This is a genomic window from Kitasatospora sp. NPDC101183, assembly GCF_044767945.1.
In the GTDB taxonomy this organism is placed as follows: domain Bacteria; phylum Actinomycetota; class Actinomycetes; order Streptomycetales; family Streptomycetaceae; genus Kitasatospora.
Map to the genome: position 1 here is coordinate 1 of NZ_JBIWOW010000052.1, position 21,718 is coordinate 21,718.

Consider the following 21,718-nt stretch of genomic DNA (forward strand, 5'->3'; position numbering starts at 1 on the left):
ACCCACCAACAAACCGGCGTCACCTACACCCACTTCGACATGCACCAAACCGGCCCCGACCACATCCACCACATGCTCCAAGAACTCACCCAACTCCTGGAGCAGGGAGCACTCGAACCGCTCCCGGTCACGGCGTGGAACGTCGCCGACGCCTCGAAGGCGCTGCGTCACCTGGCCTCGGGCCGCCACATCGGGAAGCTGGCGCTGACCATCCCGCAGCCCCTGGACACCAACGGCACCGTCCTCATCTCCGGCGGCACCGGCACCCTCGGCGCCCACATCGCCCGCCACCTCACCACCCGCCACGGCATCCGCCACCTGCTCCTCCTCAGCCGCCAGGGCGAGCAGAGCCCGGGCGCGGCCGAACTCAGGGCCGAGCTGGAGGAGTTGGGCGCCACCGTCACGATCACGGCCACGGACGCCGCCGACCTCGACGCCCTCACCGCAGCCCTCGACACCGTGCCCGCCGAGCACCCCCTCACCGCCGTCGTCCACGCCGCCGGCGTCCTCGACGACGGAACCCTCGAATCCCTCACCCCCGAACGGCTCGACACCGTCCTGCGGCCCAAGATCGACGCCGCCTGGAACCTCCACCACACCACCCGCCACCACAACCTCACCGCCTTCCTCCTCCTCTCCTCCGCCGCAGGAACCCTCGGCACCCCCGGCCAAGCCAACTACGCCGCCGCCAACGCCGCCCTCGACGCCCTCGCCCACCACCGCCACACCCACGGCCAACCCGCCACCTCCATCGCCTACGGCCTCTGGAACGACACCAGCACCCTCACCACCCACGCCGACCGCGCGCAGCTCGCCCGCTCCGGCACGCGTCCGCTGAGCACCGCCGAGGGCCTGGCCCTGCTGGACGCGGCACTGGCCGGCGCCCAGCCCGTCGTCACGGCCCTGCCGATCCGCCCGGGCACCGCCGGCGCCCGGGTGCCGGCCCTGCTGCGCAGCGTGCTGCGCCCGCCGCTGCGGCGGGCGGCGGCGGCCTCCGCGACGGCGGGCGGCCCCTCGCTGGCCGACCGGCTGGGCCCGCTGAACGCCTCGGCCCGGCGGAACCTGCTGCTGGACCTGGTGCGCGGCGAGGCGGCGACCGTCCTCGCCCACCCGGACCCGAGCCGGCTCGGCGCCGGGCAGCCGTTCAAGGAGCTGGGCTTCGACTCCCTCACCGCCGTCGAACTCCGCAACCGCCTGCGCACCGCCACCGGACTCCCCCTCCCCACCACCCTCGTCTTCGACCACCCCACCCCCGAAGCCCTCGCGGCCCGGCTGCTGGAGGAGTTGGACGTCCCCGAGCGCGCCGACTCCGGCGAGGAGGCCGAACAGGCCCCGGAGGCCATCGCGTTGGAGGCGGCACTGACCGGGGCGGTGGCGGCCGGGACGACGCTGGCGGGCCCGGAGCTGAGCCGACTGCGCGCCCTGCTGGCCCAGTTGGCGGAGCCCGTCGACGAAGCGGCGGCGCCGGCCCTCGACGTGGCGAGCGCCACCGAGGAGGAGCTCTTCGCCCTCATCGACGGCGACCGGAGCTGAACGGCGACCGGAGCTGACGGCACCCGAGGCCGGGACGACCGTCAACGCGCACTGCACGGCAAGGACTTCGAGGAAGGCACAGGGGACATGGCAGACGAACAGAAGCTGGTCGAGTACCTCCGGCGGGCGACCGCGGACCTCCAGGACACCCGTCGGCGGCTCCAGGAGGCGGAGGCCCGCGACCACGAGCCGGTCGCCGTGGTCGGCATCGGCTGCCGCTTCCCCGGCGGGGTGGAGTCACCGGAGGACCTGTGGCGACTCGTCGCGGACGGCGTCGACGCCATCGGCCCGTTCCCCACCGACCGCGGCTGGGACCTGGAGAACCTCTACGACGCCGACCCGGAGCACTCCGGCACCTCGTACGTCCGCGAGGGCGGATTCCTGTACGACGCAGCCGAGTTCGACGCGGAGCTGTTCGGGATCAGCCCGCGCGAGGCGCTGGCGATGGACCCGCAGCAGCGGCTGTTCCTGGAGACGGCCTGGGAGGCGCTGGAGCGGGCAGGGCTGGATCCGACCGGGCTGCGCGGCTCCCGTACCGGGGTGTTCGTCGGCGCCTCCTCGCACGACTACGCCTCCCGCACCCCCACCGTGCCGACGGCGGTGGAGGGTTACGTCATCACGGGGGCCGCGGCGAGCGTGCTCTCCGGCCGGGTCTCGTACGTGCTGGGGCTGGAGGGCCCGGCGCTGACCGTGGACACCGCCTGCTCCTCCTCGCTGGTGACGATCCACCTCGCCGCCCAGTCGCTGCGCCGGGGCGAGTCCGAACTCGCCCTGGCGGGCGGGGTGGTGGTGATGTCGACGCCGAACATCTTCGTCGAGTTCAGCCGTCAGCGCGGGCTGGCGCCGGACGGCCGGTGCAAGCCGTTCGCGGCCGGGTCGGACGGGACGGGGTTCTCCGAGGGCGTCGGCGTGCTGGTGCTGGAGAAGCTGTCGGACGCGCGGCGCAACGGGCACCCGGTGCTGGCCGTCCTGCGCGGCTCCGCCGTCAACCAGGACGGTGCCAGCAACGGGCTGACCGCGCCCAACGGGCCGTCCCAGCGCCGGGTGATCCAGGAGGCCCTGGCCGACGCACAGTTGAGCCCGTCGGACGTGGACGCGGTGGAGGCGCACGGCACGGGGACGACGCTGGGGGACCCGATCGAGGCGCAGGCGCTGCTGGCCACGTACGGGCAGGGGCGTGAGGCGCCGCTCTACCTCGGCTCGATCAAGTCCAACATCGGGCACACCCAGGCGGCGGCCGGCGTCGCCGGGGTCATCAAGATGATCGAAGCCGTCCGGCACGGCGAACTCCCGCGCTCCCTGCACCTCGACGAACCGTCCCCGCACGTGGACTGGACGGCCGGGCGGATCGCGCCGCTGGCCGGGCACCGCGCCTGGCCGGAGACCGGGCGGCCGCGCCGGGCGGCCGTGTCCGCCTTCGGGATCAGCGGCACCAACGCCCACCTGATCCTCGAACAGGCCCCGGCCGTCGAGGTGGTGGAGCCTGCCGAGGTGGACGACGGGCCGCTGATCTGGCCCGTCTCCGGGCACACCGAGCCCGCCCTGCGCGAGCAGGCCGTCCGACTGCGCGCCCACCTGGACACGACGGGCGCCGCTCCCGCCGACACCGCCCACGCCCTGGCCACGACCCGTGCCGCGCACCCGCACCGGGCCGCCGTCGTCACCGCCGACCAGGCCGAACTACGCGACGCCCTCGCCGCGTTGGCGGACGGCCAGGCCCATCCGGCGCTGCGGAGCGACACCGCGCACGGCGACACCCGTACCGTCTTCGTCTTCCCCGGTCAGGGTTCGCAGTGGATCGGGATGGGACGCGCCCTGCTCGCCCACTCCCCCGCGTTCCGCGACCACATCCACGCCTGCGCCGAAGCGCTGGCACCCCACACCGACTGGGACCTCCTCGACGTCCTCCGGAACGCCTCCGCCCTCGAACGGGTCGACGTCGTCCAGCCCGTCCTCTTCGCCGTCATGACCAGCCTCGCCCACACCTGGCAGACCCACGGCATCCACCCCGACGCCGTCCTCGGCCACTCCCAAGGAGAAATCGCCGCCGCCTACACCGCCGGCGCCCTCACCCTCCACGACGCCGCCAAAATCGTCGCCCTCCGCTCCCGGGCCATCACCACCATCACCGGCCACGGCGGCATGCTCTCCATCCCCCAGCCGCCTGAGCGCATCACCCTCACCCCCGGCCTCGCCATCGCCGCCACCAACGGCCCCGCCACCACCGTCATCAGCGGCAACGCCACCGAACTCGACACCCTCCAAACCCACCACCCCGACTCCCGCCGCATCCCCGTCGACTACGCCTCCCACAGCCACCACGTCGAACCCCTCCAACCCCAGCTCACCCACCTCCTCCACGACATCCAGCCGCGCCAGGCGACGGTGCCCTTCTACTCGACCGTCACCGCCGAGCCGATCGACACCACCGGGCTCACCGCCGACTACTGGTACCGCAACCTGCGCCAGACCGTCCGGCTGCACGAGACGGTCACCCGGCTCCACCGGGACGGGCACACCCACTTCGTCGAGACCAGCCCGCACCCGGTGCTGACGTACGCGCTCCAGCAGACCCTGGACGACCTGGGCGCCGAGGGCACCACCGTCCACGGCACGCTGCGGCGCGACCACGACGACCACGCCCAGTTCCTCACCGCCCTCGCCACCGCCTGGACCACCGGCGCCCCCGTCCGACGCTGGACCACCCAGGACCGCACCCCCACCCCCACCGACCTGCCCACCTACCCCTTCCAGCGCACCCGCCACTGGCTCCAGGTGCCGACCGGCGAGGGCCCCGGCGGCCCGGGCCTCGAACCGAGCGGGCACCCGCTCCTCACCGGGTCGCTGCCGCTCGCCGAGGACGGCACACTCGTGCTGACCGGGCGGCTCTCCGCCACCGAGCAGCCCTGGCTGGCCGACCACGCCGTGCTGGACACCGTGCTGCTGCCGGGCGCAGCCCTGGTCGAGGCGGCCCTGCACGCGGGCACCGCGCTCGGGCTTCCGGAGCTGGCCGAACTCGCCCTGGAGGCCCCGGTCGCGGTCGCCCCGGGCGAGACGCTCCAGCTCCAGCTCCGCGCCGGGCCGCCGGACGAGGCCGGGCGACGGCCCGTCGGCATCCACTCCCGCCCGCAGCGCCCCCGGGGCGCCGAGCCGGCCGAGTGGACCCGGCACGCCTCCGGCCTGCTCGGCCCGGCGGACGCCCCCCGCCCCGCCGCGCTCACCGGGGCCTGGCCCCCGCCGGGCGCGGAACCGCTCGACCTCACCGGCCACTACGACCTCCTGGCCGCCCGGGGCTACGTCTACGGCCCCGCCTTCCAGGGCCTCACCCGCGCCTGGCGCCAGGGCGCGGACCTGTACGCGGAAGTCCGCGCGGACGCCGAGCCCGACGGATTCGCCGTCCACCCGGCGCTGCTGGACGCGACCCTGCACGTCCTCGTCCTGGCCGCCGCGCGGGACCAGGACGACGAGGCGGACGGCGTGCGCCTGCCCTTCGCCTGGCACGGCGTCACCCTGCGCCCGACCGCGCCCCGGGCCCTGCGGGTCCGGGTCTCGCGGCTCGACGGCGAGGCGGCCTCGGTGACGCTCCTGGACGAGGACGGCGCCGAACTGGGATCAGTGGCCCGCCTGGAGTTCCGTCGCATCTCCCACGCCCAACTGGCCCGCGCCGTCGGCCGCGCCGCCGACTCCCTGTTCCGCCTCGCCTGGACCCCGCTCCCCCTCACCACCCCGCCCCCGGGCGACCGCCCCTGGGCCCTCCTCGGCCCCGACCTCCCCGGCCTCGCCGATGCGCTCGCCGCAGCGGGCGTCAAGACCGTCCACCACCCCGACCTGCCGTCCGCCCACGCCGCCGTGGACGCCGGCGCCCCACTCCCCGCCGTCTTCCTCACCCCCCTCGACTCAGCGGCCCCCCAGGCCATCGGAGTCCTGCCCGACCAGCCCCAGCCACGCGCCTCGGCCACGGCCGAAGCCGAGGCCTCAGGCCAGGCCCTGCTCCCGGGCACGCCGATCCACGGCACCACCACCCGCACCGGCCAGCCCCAAACACGCACCACCGCCCCGGCCCAGGCCGAAGGCCGGGCCGGGGGCGGCGACCACACCCCGCAGCAGCCCGACCTCCTCGCCGCCGCCCATGCCGGGGCGCGGCGGGCCCTCGGGGTGGCCACCGAGTGGGCCGGGCAGGAGTGGACCGGGGATGCCGTGCTGGTGGGCGTCACCGCCGAGGCGGTGGCCACCGGGCCTCAGGACCGGGTCGTGCTCGGCGACTCCCCGCTCTGGGGCCTGCTGCGCAGCGCCGCCAACGAGCAGCCCGGCCGGTTCGCCGTCGCCGACCTCGACGGCCTGACCTCCTCCCTCCGCATCCTGCCGACCGCCCTGGCCGGTGCGCTGGCCGCCGGGGAGTCGCAGCTAGCGGTGCGTAACGGCGCCGCCCTGGTGCCCCGGTTGACCCGGGTTGAGGCGGCCGGACCGCCGCAGCCCGCCGCCCGTAGCACCGCGGCAGCCCCCGGAAACCCCGTCGCCCTCGACCCCGCAGGCACGGTGCTGATCACCGGCGGCACCGGGCTGCTCGGCAGGCTCGTCGCCCGGCACCTGGTGGAGCGCCACGGCGTCCGTCACCTCCTCCTCGCCGGGCGCAGCGGCCCCGAGGCGCCCGGGGCGGGCGCGTTCGCCGACGAGTTGGCGGCCCTGGGCGCCCGCGTCCGCGTCGCGGCCTGCGACGTCGCGGACCGCGAGGCTCTGCGGGAGCTGCTGGAGAGCGTCCCGAACGACCACCCGCTGACCGCCGTGGTGCATTCGGCCGGCGCGCTCGACGACGGCACCCTCGAGTCGCTGACGCCCGAGCGCCTGTCGGCCGTCCTGCGGCCGAAGGCGGACGCGGCCTGGCATCTGCACGAGTTGACGGCAGGCCAGGACCTGGCGGCGTTCGTGCTGTTCTCCTCGGCGGCCGGTCTGGCGGGCGCGCCGGGGCAGGCCAACTACGCGGCGGCGAACACGTTCCTGGACGCGCTGGCGCAGCACCGCCACACCCTCGGCCTGCCGGCGGTGTCGGTGGCCTGGGGCCGGTGGGCGGACGGCGGGGGGCTGACCGGGCACCTGTCGGCCGCGGACCACGCGCGGATCGCGCGGAGTGGTTTCGCCGCGATCCCGTCCGCGCTGGGCCTGGAGCTGCTGGATCTGGCCCTGGCCTCGCCGGAGCCGCTGCTGCTGGCGGCGACGCTGCATTCGGCGGGTCTGCGGGCGGCCGGGGCGGTGCCGCCGGTGTTCCGGGAGCTGGTGCGTGCGGCCGGACGGCCGTCCAACAGGGCGCAGGAGAAGCCCCTGGCGGAGCGGTTGGCCGGGGTTCCGGCGGAGGAGCGGGACGCGGTGGTGCTGCGGCTGGTGCGGGGGGAGGTCGCGGTGGTGCTGGGGCACGCCGATCCGGCAACGGTGCCGGTGGAGCGCTCGTTCAAGGAGTTGGGCTTCGACTCGCTCACGGCCGTGGAGCTGCGCAATCGCCTGGGCGCGGCCACCGGTCTGCGGTTGCCGGTGACGCTGGTCTTCGATCATCCGACGGCCGGTGCGCTGGCCGGTTTCCTGCGGGCGGCGGCCGAGCCCCGGCCGGGTGCCGAGGCGGATCGGCTGGTCGCCGAACTGGACAGGCTGGAGGCCGAGTTGGCGGCGGCGGGGCTGGACGGTGCGGGGCTGGGCCGGGTCGCCGTCCGGTTGGAGGCGCTGCGCGGCCGGTGGGGTGTGGCGCGGCCGGCGGCGGGGCCGGAGGACCAGGAGGCGGTCAGCGAGTCGATCCGCGGCGCGGACCTCGACGGGCTGATGGCGTTCATCGACACCACGCTCGGCCGCTCCGGCCCGGCGGAGCACTGAGACCGAAGGGGGAGGTAGAACCATGAGCGACAACCAGCAGGCCGACCAGCAGAAGCTGGTCGACTACCTGAAGTGGGTCACGGAGGACCTGCACCGCACCCGGGGCCGGGTCGCGGCGCTGGAGGCGGAGCGCAGCGAGCCGATCGCGGTGGTCGCGGCGGCCTGCCGCTTCCCCGGCGGGGTGGAGTCGCCGGAGGACCTGTGGCGGCTGGTCGCGGACGGTGTGGACGCGATCGGGCCGTTCCCGCAGGGCCGGGGATGGGTCACGGAGAACCTGTACCACCCGGACCCGGACCACCGGGGCACGGCGTACACCCGCGAGGGCGGGTTCCTGTACGGGGCGGGGGACTTTGACGCCGCGTTCTTCGGGATCAGTCCGCGCGAGGCGCTGGCCACGGACCCCCAGCAGCGGCTGCTGCTGGAGCTGGCCTGGGAGGTGCTGGAGCGGGCGGGCATCGCCCCGTCCTCGCTGCGCGGGTCGCGCACGGGGGTGTTCGCCGGGGTGATGTACGACGACTACGGCGCGCGGCTGTACCCGGCGGTGCCGGAGGGCTTCGAGGGGTGGATCGGCAACGGCAGCGCGAGCAGCGTGGCGACGGGCCGGATCGCGTACACGCTGGGGCTGGAGGGTCCGGCGGTGACGGTGGACACGGCCTGTTCCTCCTCCCTGGTGGCGGTCCATCTGGCGGCGCAGTCCCTGCGGTCGGGCGAGTCCGACCTCGCCCTGGCAGGCGGGGCGACGGTGATGGCGACGCCGGGGGTGTTCACCGAGTTCAGCCATCAGCGCGGGCTGGCCCCGGACGGGCGCTGCAAGCCGTTCGCGGCGGCCGCCGACGGCACGGGCTGGGGTGAGGGCGCGGGCCTGCTGGTCCTGGAGCGGCTGTCGGACGCCCGGCGCAACGGGCACCCGGTCCTGGCCGTCCTGCGCGGCTCGGCCGTCAACCAGGACGGCGCGAGCAACGGGCTGACGGCGCCGAACGGCCCGGCGCAGCAGCGCGTGATCCGGGCGGCGCTGGCCAACGCCGGGCTGGGCACGGCGGACGTCGACGTGGTGGAGGCGCACGGCACGGGCACCACCCTCGGCGACCCGATCGAGGCGCAGGCGATCCTCGCCACGTACGGCCAGGACCGCGAGGCCCCGCTCCACCTGGGGTCGGTGAAGTCGAACATCGGGCACACCCAGGCGGCGGCCGGCGTCGCCGGGGTCATCAAGATGATCGAGGCGTTCCGGCACGGCGAACTCCCCCGCTCCCTGCACCTCGACGCGCCCTCCCCGCACGTGGACTGGACGGCCGGGAAGGTCGAGCTCCTCACCGCCCACCGCCCCTGGCCCGCCGCCGGGCGGCCCCGCCGGGCCGCCGTCTCCTCCTTCGGCATCAGCGGCACCAACGCCCACCTGATCCTCGAACAAGCCCCCGCCCCCGAGCCGAATCAGGAGCCGTCCGAGCCCGAGGACACCCCCCAGGCCTGGCTGCTCTCCGGCCACTCCCCGACGGCGCTGCGCGCCCAGGCCCAGCGCCTGCACGCCCGCCTGGCCGAGGGCCCGCCCGCCGGGGCGCCGGCCGTGGCCCGCACCCTGGCCCTCGCCCGCACCCCGCTGGCCCACCGGGCCGCCGTGGTCTCGGCCGATCCCCGGGCCCGGCTGGAGGCGCTGGCCGCGCTCGCCCGGGGCACCGACGCGCCCGGGCTGCTGCGGGTGGGGCCCGGCGGCCCGCCCTCCGGCCGAACCGCCTTCCTGTTCTCCGGCCAGGGCAGCCAACGCCCGGCGATGGGACGGGAGTTGTACGAGACGTACCCGGCGTACGCGGAGGCCTTCGACGCGGTGGACGCGGCCCTGGCCCCGCACCTGGGGCGGCCGCTGCGCGAGCTGGTGTTCGCCGAACCGGGCTCCCCGGACGCCGACCTGGTGCACCGTACGGTGTGGACGCAGCCCGCCCTGTTCGCGGTGGGCACCGCCCTGTTCCGGCTGCTGGAGTCCTGGGGCGTACGGCCGGAGCTGGTCGGCGGGCACTCGGTCGGCGAGTTCACGGCCGCCCACGCGGCGGGCGTGCTGACCCTGGAGGACGCGGCCGCGCTGGTCGCGGCCCGCGCCCGGCTGATGGACGCGCTGCCGGAGGGCGGGGCGATGGTCTCCGTCCGCGCGCCCGAGCGGCAGGTGCTCGCCTCGCTGGCCGGGTACGAGGGCCGGGTGGCGATCGCCGCCGTCAACGGCCCGGCCTCCACGGTGATCTCCGGGGAGGAGAAGGCGGTCACCGAAATCGCCGAGCGCTGGCGGGAGTTGGGGCGCAGGACGCGCCGCCTCCAGGTCAGCCACGCGTTCCACTCCCCGCTGATGGACCCGGTCCTGGACGAGTTCGCGAGCATCGCCGAGGGCCTCGCGTACGCGGCGCCGCGCATCCCGCTGGTGTCCAACCTGACGGGCGCGCTGGCGGAGCCGGGGCTGCTGGCCTCGCCCGCGTACTGGGTGCGGCACGTCCGCGAGGCCGTCCGGTTCCACGACGGGCTGCGCACGCTGCTCTCCGAGGGCGTCGGCCGGTTCGTGGAAGTCGGGCCGGACGCGGTGCTCGCGCCGCTGGTGCAGGAGGCACTGGCGGCCGAGCGGCCGGGCGCCGAGGTCCTGCCGGTGCTGCGCCGGGGGCGCCCGGAGGCGGCCTCGGTGCTGGAGGCGGTGGCCCGGCTGCACGTGGGCGGGGCGCCGGTGGACTGGGCGGCCGTGCACGGCACCGGCCGGGGGCCGCTGGCCGATCTGCCCGGCTACGCCTTCCAGCGCAGGACGTACTGGCTGGAGGCCTCGCCCGCCACACCCGCACCGGTCGAGGACCGGTTCTGGGCGGCCGTCGAGGAGGGCGCCCCGGCGCTCGCCGAACTCCTGGCCACCGAGGGCGAACAGAGCCCCGGCCTCGCCGAGCGGCTCGCCGCCGTCCTGCCCGAGCTGGCCGCCTGGCGGCTGCGCACCGCGCCCGCGCAGGCCGGGCCGCCGGAGGAGGAGGCGCAGGAGCCCGCCGAGGAGGGCGCGGCCGAGCGGCTGCGCGCGGAGCTGGCGGCCCTGGCCCCGGGCGAGCGCGAGGGCGCACTGCTCGCCCTCGTGCGCCTGCACGCGGCGACGGTGCTGGGCCACGACTCGCCGGAGGAGCTGGGCGCCGCGGAGCCCTTCCTGGACGCGGGGTTCACCTCCTTCACCGCCCTGGAGCTGCGCACCCGGCTCTCCAACCTGCTCGGCGCCGACCTGCCCGCCGACCTCACCTACGACCACCCGGACGCGACGGCGCTGGCCCGGGAGCTGGTCCGGCGGATCCCCTGGGAGGCGGCACCGGAGGCGGCGGCGAGGGAGACGGCGGCAGCAACGGTTTAGCCGCCGCCAAGGCCCGGTTTGGCCGCCCGGCCCAGGCTCGGGGGAGGTGTCGCGCGTCCGCGGCGCCTCCCCCTCCCCCGTCCCGGTGCGCCGCCGAGGTGCGCCCGGGGGCATCGGGGGCGTCCACCCCATCGAAGGAGCCCCGCCCGTGAGCCAGAGGGTCGTCATCGCAGGCGCCGGACCGACCGGACTGCTGCTCGCCGCCGAACTGCGGCTGGCCGGCGTCGACACCGTCGTGCTGGAGCGGCTGCCGGAGCCGAGCGGCGAGTCCCGCGGTCTCGGCCTGCACGTGCGCAGCATCGAGATCCTGAACCAGCGCGGCCTCGTCCCCCGGTTCCGCACCCCGGAGACGGAGGTCTGGCCGGCCATGCACTTCGGCCTGTTCTGGCTGAAGCGCCCGGAGGGCCCGAAGGAGGACTACACCCTCGCCGTGCCGCAGTGGCGCACCGAGAACGCCCTGGAGGGCTGGGCGACGGAGCTGGGCACGGAGATCCGGCGCGGCCACGAGCTGACGGGCTTCACCCAGGACGAGGACGGGGTGGTCGTCGAGGTCGACGGGCCGGACGGGCCGTACCGGCTGGACGCGGCCTACCTGGTCGGCGCGGACGGCGGCCACAGCCGGGTGCGCAAGCTGGCCGGGATCGGCTTCCCGGGCTCCGGTTCGGCGTTCTACGGGGTGCTGGGCGACGTGGTCGTCAAGGAGGGCGAGAAGGTCGACTACTCGGCGCTGCTCTACCCGGGCGGCTGGATGGCGACGGTGCCGATCGAGAACGGCCGCAAGCTGCGCCTGATGACGACGGAGTTCGACCAGGAGCGCCCGGACAACGACGTCCCGGTGACGGACGAGGAGCTGCGCGAGGCGATCAAGCGGGTCACCGGCACGGCGCCGGACTTCGAGGAGACCACCTGGCTGTCCCGGTTCGGCAACTCCACCCGGCTGGCGGACGAGTACCGCTCGGGCCGGGTGCTGCTGGCCGGGGACGCCGCGCACGTCCACTACCCGATCGGCGGCCAGGGCCTCAACACCGGCCTCCAGGACGCCTTCAACCTGGGCTGGAAGCTGGCGGCGGCCGTCCAGGGCCGGGCGCCCGAGGGCCTGCTGGACAGCTACGAGGCGGAGCGCCGGCCGGTGGGCCGCCGGGTCTGCGTGAACACCCAGGCCCAGGTGTCGCTGCTCTACCCGCTGGAGAAGATCACGCCGCTGCGCGAGATCTTCGGCGAGCTGGTGAAGTTCCCCGAGGTCAACGACTTCCTGCTGAACCTGGTGACGGGCGTCGGCACGCGGTACGAGTTCCCGCTGCCGGAGGGCGCCGGCGAGCCGCACCCCCTGCTCGGGCTGCTCGCCCCGGACGTCGAACTCGCCACCGCCGAGGGGTCGGTGAGCCTGCCGTCCCTCCTGCACGCCGGACGCGGGCTGCTGATCCGCTTCACCGACGCGCCGCTGGACACCGGCGGCTGGAACGACCGGATCGACACCGTCACGGCCGCGCCCCACCCCGAGCTGGACGCCGCCGCCCTCCTCGTCCGCCCCGACGGCCACATCGCCGCCGCCACCGACGACCCCGACGCCCTCCACCACGCCCTCACCACCTGGTTCGGCACCCCCTCGACCGACGGCGGTGCCCGGTGACGGCCGCCCCGCCGGTGGTGGTCGCCGGCGCCGGGATCACCGGGCTGACCCTCGCCTCCGAGCTGGACCGGGCCGGCGTCCCGGTGGTGGTGCTGGAGCTGTCCGCGCCGGGCGAGCGGACGGCGGCCGGGGTCGCCCTCAACACCGCCGCCGTCTCCGTGCTCGAACGCCGGGGCCTGTACGAGGAGTTGCGGCCCTTTGCCCTGCCCCTGCCGCAGGTGCACTTCTCCCTGCTGTGGCTGGACCCGGACCGCGTCGGCGGCCAGGCCCGCTACCCGCACCTGCTGCCGCAGTCCCGGGTGGAGGAGCGGATCGAGGCCTCCCTGGGCGCGGGCGTGGAGATCCGGCGCGGCCACGAGGTGACGGGGCTGACGCAGCACGACGGCGGCGTCCGTGTCGAGGTCACCGGCCCGGGCGGCACGTACGACCTGGACGCGGCCTACCTGGTGGGCGCGGACGGGCCGCGCAGCGCCGTCCGCGCCCTGGCGGGCATCGCGTTCCCCGGCGAGGCCGCCGAGGCCTCCGGGCTGGTCGCCGACGTCCGGGTGGACTTCGCGGCCCTGCCGCCGGAGGTGTTCGGCGCCCGGCACTTCGACGCCGGGCTGTTCATGGGCGCGCCGGTGGGGCCGGACCGGCTGCGGCTGATCACCACCGAGTTCGGCCGCCCGCCGCAGGAGGGGCCGTCCGGGCCGGTCACGGGCGAGGAGCTCGCCGGGGCGGCGCTGCGCATCGCCGGTCTGGACCTCGGCCCGCTGGAGCCGCTCTGGTCGGCCCGCTTCGACGACGCGGCGCGCCAGGCCGAGCAGTACCGCGCGGGCCGGGTGCTGCTGGCGGGGGACGCCGCGCACGTCCACTACCCGCTGGGCGGGCTGGCGTTGAGCACGGCGCTGGAGGACGCGCTGAACCTGGGCTGGAAGCTGGCCGCCTCGGTCGACGGCACCGCGCCGCAGGGCCTGCTGGACAGCTACCACACCGAGCGGCACCCGGCCGGCCGGGCCGCCCTGCGGGCCACCCGGGCGCAGACCTCCCTGCTGCACCCGACGGAGCGGATCGGCCCCCTGCGGGAGATCCTGCGCGAGGTGGTGGCCTTCGACGGCCCCAACCGGTTCCTGGTGGACCTGGCGGGCGGTGTCGGGACGCGGTACGAGGCCCCGCTGCCCGAGGGCGCCGACGAGCCGCACCCCCTGCTCGGCCTGCTCGCCCCGGAGGTCGAACTCGCCACCGCCGAGGGCCCGGTGGGCCTCCACTCGCTCCTGCGGACCGGACGCGGACTGCTCCTCCGCTTCACCGACGCGCCGCTGGACGCCGACGGCTGGAAGGACCGCGTCCGCACCGTGACGGCCGAGCCCCACCCGGAGCTCGACGCCGCCGCCCTCCTCGTCCGCCCCGACGGCCACATCGCCGCCGCCACCGACGACCCCGACACCCTCCACCACGCCCTCACCACCTGGTTCGGCGAGGCGAACTGACGCACCGTCACCAAAGGGCCGTGGCAGCGGAGTTCGACTCCGCCGCCACGGCCATTCGCCGTACGGGACCAGCGGTCAGTGCACGGCGGTCAGTGCACGGCGGTCAGCACGGCCGCCGGGTCGTCCGGGACCTCGCGGGAGCGGGCGACCAGCGCGGCCACCACGGCGACCACGGCCAGGCCCGCGCCCACCCAGAAGGCGGCCGAGCTGCCGACCGCGAGCAGGTGCGCGGGGAAGTCGGCGGCGGCGACGTCCGTCGGCGGGTGCGCCGTCTCGTCCTTGACGGTGGAGCTGAAGACGGTGACCAGGATGGCCAGGCCCAGCGCGGAGCCGACCTGGGTGACGACGTTGAGCAGGCTGGAGGCGGCGCCCGCGTCCTCCTGCTCCACCCCGGCGACGGCGATGATGTTCAGCGGGACGATGAAGAACCCGGCGCCGACGCCGATGAGGACCATCGGGCCGAACAGGCCGGTCAGGTAGCCACTGTCCGCCTGGAGTTGCGCGAGCCAGACCATGCCGCCGGTGACGAGCACCGCGCCCGTCAGCATGAGCGGCTTGGCGCCGACCTTGGTCAGCACCTTCATCACCACGCCCGCGGCGGCGATCAGCGAGAAGGCCACCGGCACGAAGCCGAAGCCGGCCTTGATCGGGCTGAACTTCATGACCTCCTGCACGAACTGGGTGAGGAAGAAGAACATGCCGGCCAGGTTGCCGGAGAGGAAGAGCATCGCGCCGAGCAGGATCGTGCGGTCCCGGTCGCGGAAGAGCCGCAGCGGCAGGATCGGCTGGGCGGCGCGGGTCTCGACGAGGAGGAACGCGCCGAGCAGGACGACGGCTCCGGCGAAGCAGGCCAGGGTGCTGGTGTCGCCCCAGCTCTTGGAGCCGGCGTTGATGAACCCGTAGACCAGCAGCGCCATGCCGCCCGTGGAGGTGAGCGCGCCGAGCAGGTCGAAGCGGCCGGGGTTGCGCTCGGACTCGCGGACGTAGCGCGGGCTGAGCACGGCGATCAGGATGCCGAAGGGGATGTTGACGAAGAAGACCCAGCGCCAGGAGGCGGTGTCGGTCAGGACGCCGCCGAGGATCAGGCCCAGCGCGGCGCCGGAGCCGGTGACCCCGCCGTAGACGCCCATGGCCTTCGTCCGGGCCTTGCCCTCGGGGAAGTTGGTGGCGATCAGGGCGAGCGTGCCGGGGGCGGCGAGGGCCGCGCCGACGCCCTGGAGGGCGCGGGCGAGCAGCAGCAGGCCGCCGTTGGGGGTGACGCCGCCGAGCAGCGAGGCCCCGGTGAAGACGGCGACGCCGATGACGAACACCTTGCGGCGGCCGAGGATGTCGCCGAAGCGGCCGCCGAGCAGGAGGAGCCCGCCGAAGGTGAGGGCGTAGGCGTTGAGCACCCAGGAGAGGTCGGATCCGCTGAAGGAGAGGTCCTTCTGGACGTCGGGCAGGGCGACGTTCACGATGGTCGCGTCCAGGATGATCATCAGCTGGCAGACCGCGATGATCGCCAGGGTGATGCCCGGATGCGGCGGGCCGGACGAGTCCGGCGCGGGCGGCTCCGCCCCGTCCTCGACGATCGGGGACGGGGTGGACGAGGTCGTCACGATAGCCTCCACAGGGCCGTGAACACGTGGGTAAGAGGATCCGACGGGGCCGCGCCGACGAACGGGCGCGGGGACCGGGAACAGCGGGGGTACACGAGGAGTACGCCGGGGAACAGCCCTCCGATGAAACAGGAGGACCCCTCCACATAGAATACGGAGGAGTCCTCCACTTCGCAAGAAAGGTCGCCGCCCGACACCCCGTCACCCGCTACCGTCAAGACCCCCAGCACCCGCCTCCCGGAGAGAACATGACGCCGCCTCGGCCCGCGAAGCCCGCCCAGCCCGCCCAGACCGCCACCCCCGGGCCCGACCGGCCCGCGACCCGCACCCCCGCCGGGGCCCGGCCGATGCGCGCCGACGCCCGCCGCAACTACGAGCGCCTGCTGGAGGCCGCCGCCACCGTCCTGGAGGAGCAGGGCACCGAGGCCTCGCTGGAGGAGATCGCCCGCCGGGCCGGCGTCGGCATCGGCACGCTCTACCGCCACTTCCCCACCCGCGCCGCCCTGTTGGAGGCGGTGCTGCAGGACAGCATGGCCACCCTGGAGGGCCGGGCCCGCGAGCTGGCCGACTCCGCCGACCCCGCCGCCGGGCTGCTGGACTGGCTGCGCGACCTCGCCGCCTATGCCACCCGCTTCCGGGGCCTGGCCTCGGCCGTGATGGTCAACCTCGTCGACGAGCACACCGACTTCGAGTCCTGTGCGGGCATGCTGACGGCCGCCGGCCTCCTGCTGCGCCGGGCCCAGGAGTCCGGCGGCGTGCGGGCCGACATCTCGGTGCCGGACGCGGTGACGCTGGTCAACGCGCTGGTGTGGGCGCTGGAGCAACGGGACGGTGACGAGGAGCAGTTCGAGCGGTTCTTCGACGTGGTGGCGCGCGGCCTGCGTCCGTGAGGACGGGCGGAGGCGGCCCGACCCCCGGTGGGATCGGGCCGCCTCCGCACCCGGACCAGCCTCGCTCAGCCCCGGCCCGCCGCCGCGAGCGGGCCCGAGCCGAGCGCGGCCACCTCCTCCGCGAGGATGCGGTAGGAGGCGAGCCTGGTCTCGAAGTCGGGCGCCACCGTCATCGCCATGAACTCGTCCGCCCCGGCCGCGATCAGCTCCGCCGCCCGCCGCCGCACCAGCTCGCGGCCGCCGATCACCTGGCGGCCGAGGAAGCCCTCCACGATCTGCCGGTCGTGCGCGCTGTACTCGTACGCCTGGGCGTCGGCCAGCGTGGGGTAGGCGTCCTGCCGCCCGCCGGCCCGGACGGTGCGGATCGCGGCCACGCGTATCGGCCCGGCGAGCCGCTCGGCCTCCTCGTCCGTCTCCGCGGCCAGGACGAACGCGGCGACCAGCGCGTACGGGCGGTCCAGCACCGCCGAGGGGCGGAAGGACTCCCGGTAGGCGCGCAGCGCGGGCCCGGTGAGCTGCGCGTTGAACTGGTGCGCGTAGGCGAAGGGAAGGCCGAGCGAGCCGGCGAGTTCGGCGCTGCTCAGGCCGGAGCCGAGCACCCACACCTCGGGGCGGTTGCCCTCGGCCGGCACCGCGCGCACCGCGGCCTCCGCCGCGTCCTGCGGGCCGTCGAAGTAGCCGAGCAACTCGACGGCCTGGCGGGGGAAGTCCCCCGCGGCCAGCGGTCCGGCGGTGCGGCGCAGCGCCTGGGCGGTGACGGGGTCGGTGCCGGGGGCGCGGCCGAGGCCGAGGTCGATCCGACCGGGGTAGAAGGCGGCCAGCGTGCCGAACTGCTCGGCGACGACGAGCGGGGCGTGGTTGGGCAGCATCACGCCGCCGGAGCCGACCCGCAGGCGGCTGGTGGAGGCGGCGATCTGGCCGATCAGCACGGCCGGGGCGCTGCTGGCGGCGCCGGGGGCGTTGTGGTGCTCGGCGACCCAGTAGCGGTGGTAGCCGAGGTCCTCGGCGGCCCGGGCGAGGGCGACGCTGTCCTGGAGCGCGTCGAGGGCGGTCCGGCCGCCGAGCACGGGCGCGAGGTCGAGTACGGAGATCGGCACGGGGCCGGGCTGGGGCATAGGGGTCCTCCGGAGTGGGCGCGGCCCCGGCGGTGCGGGGGGCGGGGACGGGAAGGGTGGCGGAAGCCCGTCGGGCCGGGGCGGCGCCTCGGCGGGACGGATCGCGGCCCGGTGCGCGGCGCGCGCACGGCCGGGGGGCCGGCGCACGGCCGGCGCCTCCGGTGGCAGGCGGGGAAGGTGCGGTCGGGGCCGTGACAGGGGCGGCCCGACCGCACCGCTCACAATACGGAGGGCCCCTCCGAATAGCAAGGAGCGTACGCCTACGCCCTGTTGGGGCCCCGACCGTCCGTCATCCGGCCAGGCCGCCCGCCCTCCCCGACTCGACCACGATCCGGGCCAGCGCGGCCCGGGAGCTGATGTTGAGCTTGCGGTAGATCCGCGTCAGGTGGACGTCCACCGTGCGCGGGCTCAGCCGCAGCTCGGCCGCGATCTGCCGGGTGCGCCGGCCCGTCCCGGCGAGGTCCGCCACCTCCCGCTCGCGCTCGGTCAGCGCCGCGAACACCTCCACGGCCGCCCCGGCGGGCTCCGCCGGGGCGGGGGCCGGGGCCGACACGGTCGGCAGCGGCACCCCGCAGCCCATCAGCAGCTCCCGGGGCTGCCGGGCCGCCGACTCCACGCTCAGCGCGAAGGCGCTCAGCTCCATCGCCTCCTGCGCGTGCCCGCGCACCGCCATCAGCCGCAGCGCCTCCGGCAGCAGGGTGGCCGCCGCCCGGGCGTCCCCCGTCCGCAGCGCCACCCGCGCGGCGGCGGCCAGCACCAGGTGGTCCCGCTCGCCGTCCCCGGGGCCGGACCGCTGGACGTGCTCGGCCAGGTCGGCGTCCGGGACGCCGCGCGCGGCGAGGAAGTCCAGCGCCTTGCGGTGCGCCTCGATCCGCCAGCAGGCGTCCACCGCCGCGTACACGGCGCGGCGCACCAGCGGATGGCGGTAGGCGAGCCGGTCGGTGCCGGGGACGGTCCGGAGCAGGTCCCGCCGGACGAGGCCGTCCAGCAGCCCGCAGGTCGGCTCCTTCGGCTGCTCGATCAGCGCGGCCACCCCGGCCGCGTCGAACTCCTCGCCCAGGACGGCCCCGGCCGCCGCGGCCTGCTGCAGCCGCTCCCCCAGCCCGGCGTACTCGGCCGAGATCCGGGCGGCGAAGCGCACCGGCAGGGCGGCCTCCGCCTGGCCCGCCCCCGGGGCGTCGGCGGCCTGGTCGCCCAGCAGCGTGAGCAGGTAGAGCGGATTGCCCTCCGACTCGCGGTGCAGCCTGCGCAGCGCGGGCGAGTCCACCGGCAGCCCGGCCAGCTCGGCGCCGCGCCGGGGGTCCAGGGCCGCCAGCTCCACCCGCTCGGTGGTGCCGAGTTCGACGCCCTCGGCGAAGAGCCCGGCCAGTTCGGCGGGCGCCTGCCGGGGCCGGTAGGAGACCACCACCGCGACAGGGCCGACGATCGGACGCTGGCTCAGGTACTCCAGCAGCTCGAGGGTGCCCTCGTCCAGCCAGTGGGCGTCGTCGATCAGCAGGATCAGCCCGCGGCCGGCGCACAGGACCAGCCGCTGGGCGACGAAGGCGTAGTAGTGGCAGACCCGCCAGGCGGCCGGCAGGTCGGCGGGGCTCGTCTCCGGGCCCGGCCCGAAAGCCAGTTGAGGGAGCAGCTCGCCGAGCGCCGTCCGCTGCTCCTCGTCGAGCCCGGCGCCGCCCCAGCGGCCCAGCATGTCGACGAGGACCTGGCAGCGCAGCGCCGAACCGGCCTCGGTGGCGCGGCCGCGCAGCACGATCGCGCCGCGCCGCTCGGCCTCCTCGGCCAGTCCGGCGAGCAGTCTGGTCTTCCCCGAGCCCGGGTCGCCGACGAGTTCGGCCATCCGGCCGCGTCCGTCGGCCAGCGCGTCCAGCACGGAGTGGAGGGCCGTGGCCTCCTCCGTACGGACCGCCGGGCCCGAGCCGTTCAGCAGTCGATCCCCCGTGGTGGACGGCATACGTCGTGTCCCCTTCCCGCGCGCGGCACTCGTCGTTCCCCCGTCCGAGTCCGCCCACCCGATCTCTCGTCGAGCAAGCGTGCGAAGGACCACGGTAGCCAAACGCCCAGCCCCGGGACGTACCGGCAACGGAAAATTTACAGAGGGACATCCTCCAGTCACACCGTAACGATCCTGTGGTGACATGTATGTGACGACGCGTCAGATCTTCCTGCGGGCGTCGTACCCGTCCAACTGCCGCCACAGCGCGCGCTCGACGGGGGTCGGCGCGAGGTGCCCGGCGGGCCGCTCCGGGTGGCCCGGCGCGGGGCCGACCCCCTCCCGCGGCCGGGGGGCGTTCGGCGTCAACTCCACCGGCGGGCACGGGCCCAGGCCCCAGCCGCAGGCCAGCGCGCCCAGCCCCGGCAGCACGTGGTCCCACCACCACGCCCAGGACCGCTCCATCCGCCACCCCCTCTCCGGTCCGGAGGAACCGGCCTCCTCGACACGGCTGCTGATTGTCCGTCCACCCCCTGAACCGGATCTGAACCGCCGCTGAAGCCGTCCGGCCGGGCCCGTACCCCTCGTATCCGTATCGCTTCCGTCTCGCTGCGACGGTACGTAATTCCGCTGATGTGCCAGGACGGCACGGCGGTGCAGATTGGAGCGCGAATCCAGATCCCGCCCCGGAGGCAGTCATGCGCTACGAAATCCTCGGCAGCCTGCAGATCAAGCCGGAGCCGCACGACCGGCAGCCGCCGGCCCTCAACGCCCGCAACATGCAGGTCGCCCTCGCCACCCTCCTCGTCCGGGCCGACGAGGTCGTCTCCGTCCAGCAGCTCAGCCACGAGATCTGGGGCGACCGCCCGCCCAAGCGCTACCTCGCGGCGATCCACGTCTACATCTCCCAGCTGCGCAAGCTCCTCGCCCGGGACGGCGCCCCCGGCAACCCCATCGCGACCCGGTCCCCCGGCTACTGCCTCCAGTTGGGCGAGGACCTGCTCGACGTCCGGGAGTTCCAGCGCCTCGGCGACGAGGGCAGGGCCGCCCTGCGGCGCGGCCGGCCCGACCAGGCCGCCGCCGCCTTCGGGGCCGCCCTCGGCCTCTGGCGCGGACCGGCCCTCGGCGACCTGCGGGCCGGGCCGATCCTGGACGGCTTCCTCGCCTGGGTCGAGCAGGCCCGGCTCAGCTGCGTCGACCAGCACGTCGAAGCCGGGCTCGCCCTCGGCCGGCACCAGGAACTCGTCGGCCGCCTCTACTCGCTGACCTCCGAGCACCCGCTGCACGAGGGATTCCGGCGCCAGCTGATGATCGCCCTCTACCGCTCCGAGCGCCAGGCCGACGCCCTGCGCGTCTACGGCTCCACCCGGCACACGCTCAACAGCGAACTCGGCATCGAACCCGGCCCCGCCCTGCAGAACGTGCACCGGGCGATCCTGCTCTCCGACCGCAGCCTGGACCTCTCCACCGCCGCCTGACGTCCCCCAGCGCCCGCAACCACCGACAGGGAGCCCCGCCATGACCGCGCACGCCCACTCCTCCCCGACCTACCCCGACCGCACGGAGGACCGCTGGATACGCCGCTTCCGGGCGCGCGACGACACGGCCGTCCGCCTCGTCTGCTTCCCCCACGCGGGCGGCTCCGCCGGCACCTACCGCCCCTGGGCCGAGGCCCTCGCCCCCGGCGTCGAGGTCCTCGCCGTGCAGTACCCCGGCCGCCAGGACCGCCACCGCGAACCCGGCGTCGGGAACCTCCACGAACTCGCCGACCTCGTCACCCCGGTCCTGAGATCCGCCGTCGCCGGGAGCCGCTTCGCCCTGTTCGGGCACAGCCTCGGCGCCGCGCTCGCCTTCGAGGTCGCCCGCCGCCTGGCCGGGGACGAGCGCCCGGAACTGCTCGTCGTCTCCGGCCGCCGGGCCCCCTCCCAGCCCCGCCGGGAGGCCTACCACCGGCTCGACGACGCCGGGCTCGCCGCCCACCTGGAGGACCTCAGCGGCACCGACCGGCGCCTCCTCGCCGACCCCGACGCCCTGCGGCTGATCCTGCCCGCGATCCGCAGCGACCTGCGCGCCGTCGAGACCTACCGGGCCGCCCCCGGCGCCGCCGTCGACGTCCCCGTCCTCGCCCTCACCGGCGACCACGACCCCTGGACCACCCTGCTGGAGGCCGCGGCCTGGTCCGCGCACACCACCGCCGGATTCGACCTGCGGGTCTTCCCCGGCGAGCACTTCTACCTCGCCGAGCACCAGGCCGAGGTGCTGCGGCTGATCGCCCGCCGGCTCAGCCCGGTCTCAGAGCTGCTTTAGCGCCGCCGGAGAGGCTGCCCGCACCGACGCGACCACGA

The 21,718-nt window shown here is 75.7% G+C and carries 12 protein-coding genes; 8 read left to right on the forward strand and 4 right to left on the reverse strand.

Features of this window, described 5'->3' with window-relative positions:
• From ACIRRS_RS37570 to ACIRRS_RS37590, 5 genes are all read left to right on the forward strand, one after another.
• The coding region (locus ACIRRS_RS37570) for an SDR family NAD(P)-dependent oxidoreductase (protein WP_402981303.1) at window positions 1-1,533 on the forward strand (1,533 nt) is incomplete at its 5' end.
• 87 nt (window positions 1,534-1,620) lie between these two features.
• Entirely contained in the window at window positions 1,621-7,389 is a 5,769-nt protein-coding gene (locus tag ACIRRS_RS37575) for an SDR family NAD(P)-dependent oxidoreductase (RefSeq protein ID WP_402981306.1), read from the forward strand.
• Window positions 7,390-7,456: 67 nt separating this feature from the next.
• Window positions 7,457-10,741 (forward strand): type I polyketide synthase, encoded by a 3,285-nt coding sequence (locus ACIRRS_RS37580; RefSeq protein WP_402981345.1) that lies wholly within the window; start codon window positions 7,457-7,459, stop codon window positions 10,739-10,741.
• A 148-nt stretch (window positions 10,742-10,889) separates the two neighbouring features.
• Window positions 10,890-12,371, forward strand: coding sequence for an FAD-dependent monooxygenase (locus tag ACIRRS_RS37585; RefSeq protein ID WP_402981309.1), 1,482 nt, complete (start codon window positions 10,890-10,892; stop codon window positions 12,369-12,371).
• Window positions 12,368-13,840 (forward strand): FAD-dependent monooxygenase, encoded by a 1,473-nt coding sequence (locus tag ACIRRS_RS37590; protein WP_402981312.1) that lies wholly within the window; start codon window positions 12,368-12,370, stop codon window positions 13,838-13,840. The genes ACIRRS_RS37585 and ACIRRS_RS37590 overlap by 4 nt, the downstream gene beginning before the upstream one ends.
• 89 nt (window positions 13,841-13,929) lie before the next feature.
• On the opposite strand, the gene ACIRRS_RS37595 is transcribed toward ACIRRS_RS37590, so the two are convergent.
• Window positions 13,930-15,438 (reverse strand): MFS transporter, encoded by a 1,509-nt coding sequence (locus ACIRRS_RS37595; protein ID WP_402981315.1) that lies wholly within the window; start codon window positions 15,436-15,438, stop codon window positions 13,930-13,932.
• A gap of 248 nt (window positions 15,439-15,686) precedes the next feature.
• Between ACIRRS_RS37595 and ACIRRS_RS37600 the strand changes: the two genes are divergently transcribed.
• On the forward strand, window positions 15,687-16,328 hold the full coding sequence (locus ACIRRS_RS37600; protein WP_402981318.1) for a TetR/AcrR family transcriptional regulator: 642 nt from the start codon (window positions 15,687-15,689) through the stop codon (window positions 16,326-16,328).
• Between the two features lie 65 nt (window positions 16,329-16,393).
• Here ACIRRS_RS37600 and ACIRRS_RS37605 read toward each other — a convergent pair whose 3' ends face one another.
• From ACIRRS_RS37605 to ACIRRS_RS37615, 3 genes are all read right to left on the reverse strand, one after another.
• A complete protein-coding gene (locus ACIRRS_RS37605; RefSeq protein WP_402981321.1) occupies window positions 16,394-17,425 on the reverse strand; it encodes an LLM class flavin-dependent oxidoreductase in 1,032 nt (343 codons plus the stop codon).
• Window positions 17,426-17,732: 307 nt separating this feature from the next.
• Entirely contained in the window at window positions 17,733-19,394 is a 1,662-nt protein-coding gene (locus ACIRRS_RS37610; RefSeq protein WP_402981324.1) for an AAA family ATPase, read from the reverse strand.
• A 201-nt stretch (window positions 19,395-19,595) separates the two neighbouring features.
• Window positions 19,596-19,838, reverse strand: coding sequence for a DUF6059 family protein (locus ACIRRS_RS37615; RefSeq protein WP_402981327.1), 243 nt, complete (start codon window positions 19,836-19,838; stop codon window positions 19,596-19,598).
• Between the two features lie 233 nt (window positions 19,839-20,071).
• Here ACIRRS_RS37615 and ACIRRS_RS37620 point away from each other — a divergent pair, with 233 nt between their 5' ends.
• Window positions 20,072-20,851: a BTAD domain-containing putative transcriptional regulator gene (locus ACIRRS_RS37620; RefSeq protein WP_402981330.1), complete on the forward strand. Its 780-nt coding sequence runs from the start codon at window positions 20,072-20,074 to the stop codon at window positions 20,849-20,851.
• 40 nt (window positions 20,852-20,891) lie between these two features.
• Window positions 20,892-21,680, forward strand: a complete 789-nt coding sequence (locus ACIRRS_RS37625) for a thioesterase II family protein (RefSeq protein WP_402981333.1) — start codon at window positions 20,892-20,894, stop codon at window positions 21,678-21,680.
• Window positions 21,681-21,718: the final 38 nt, after the last annotated feature.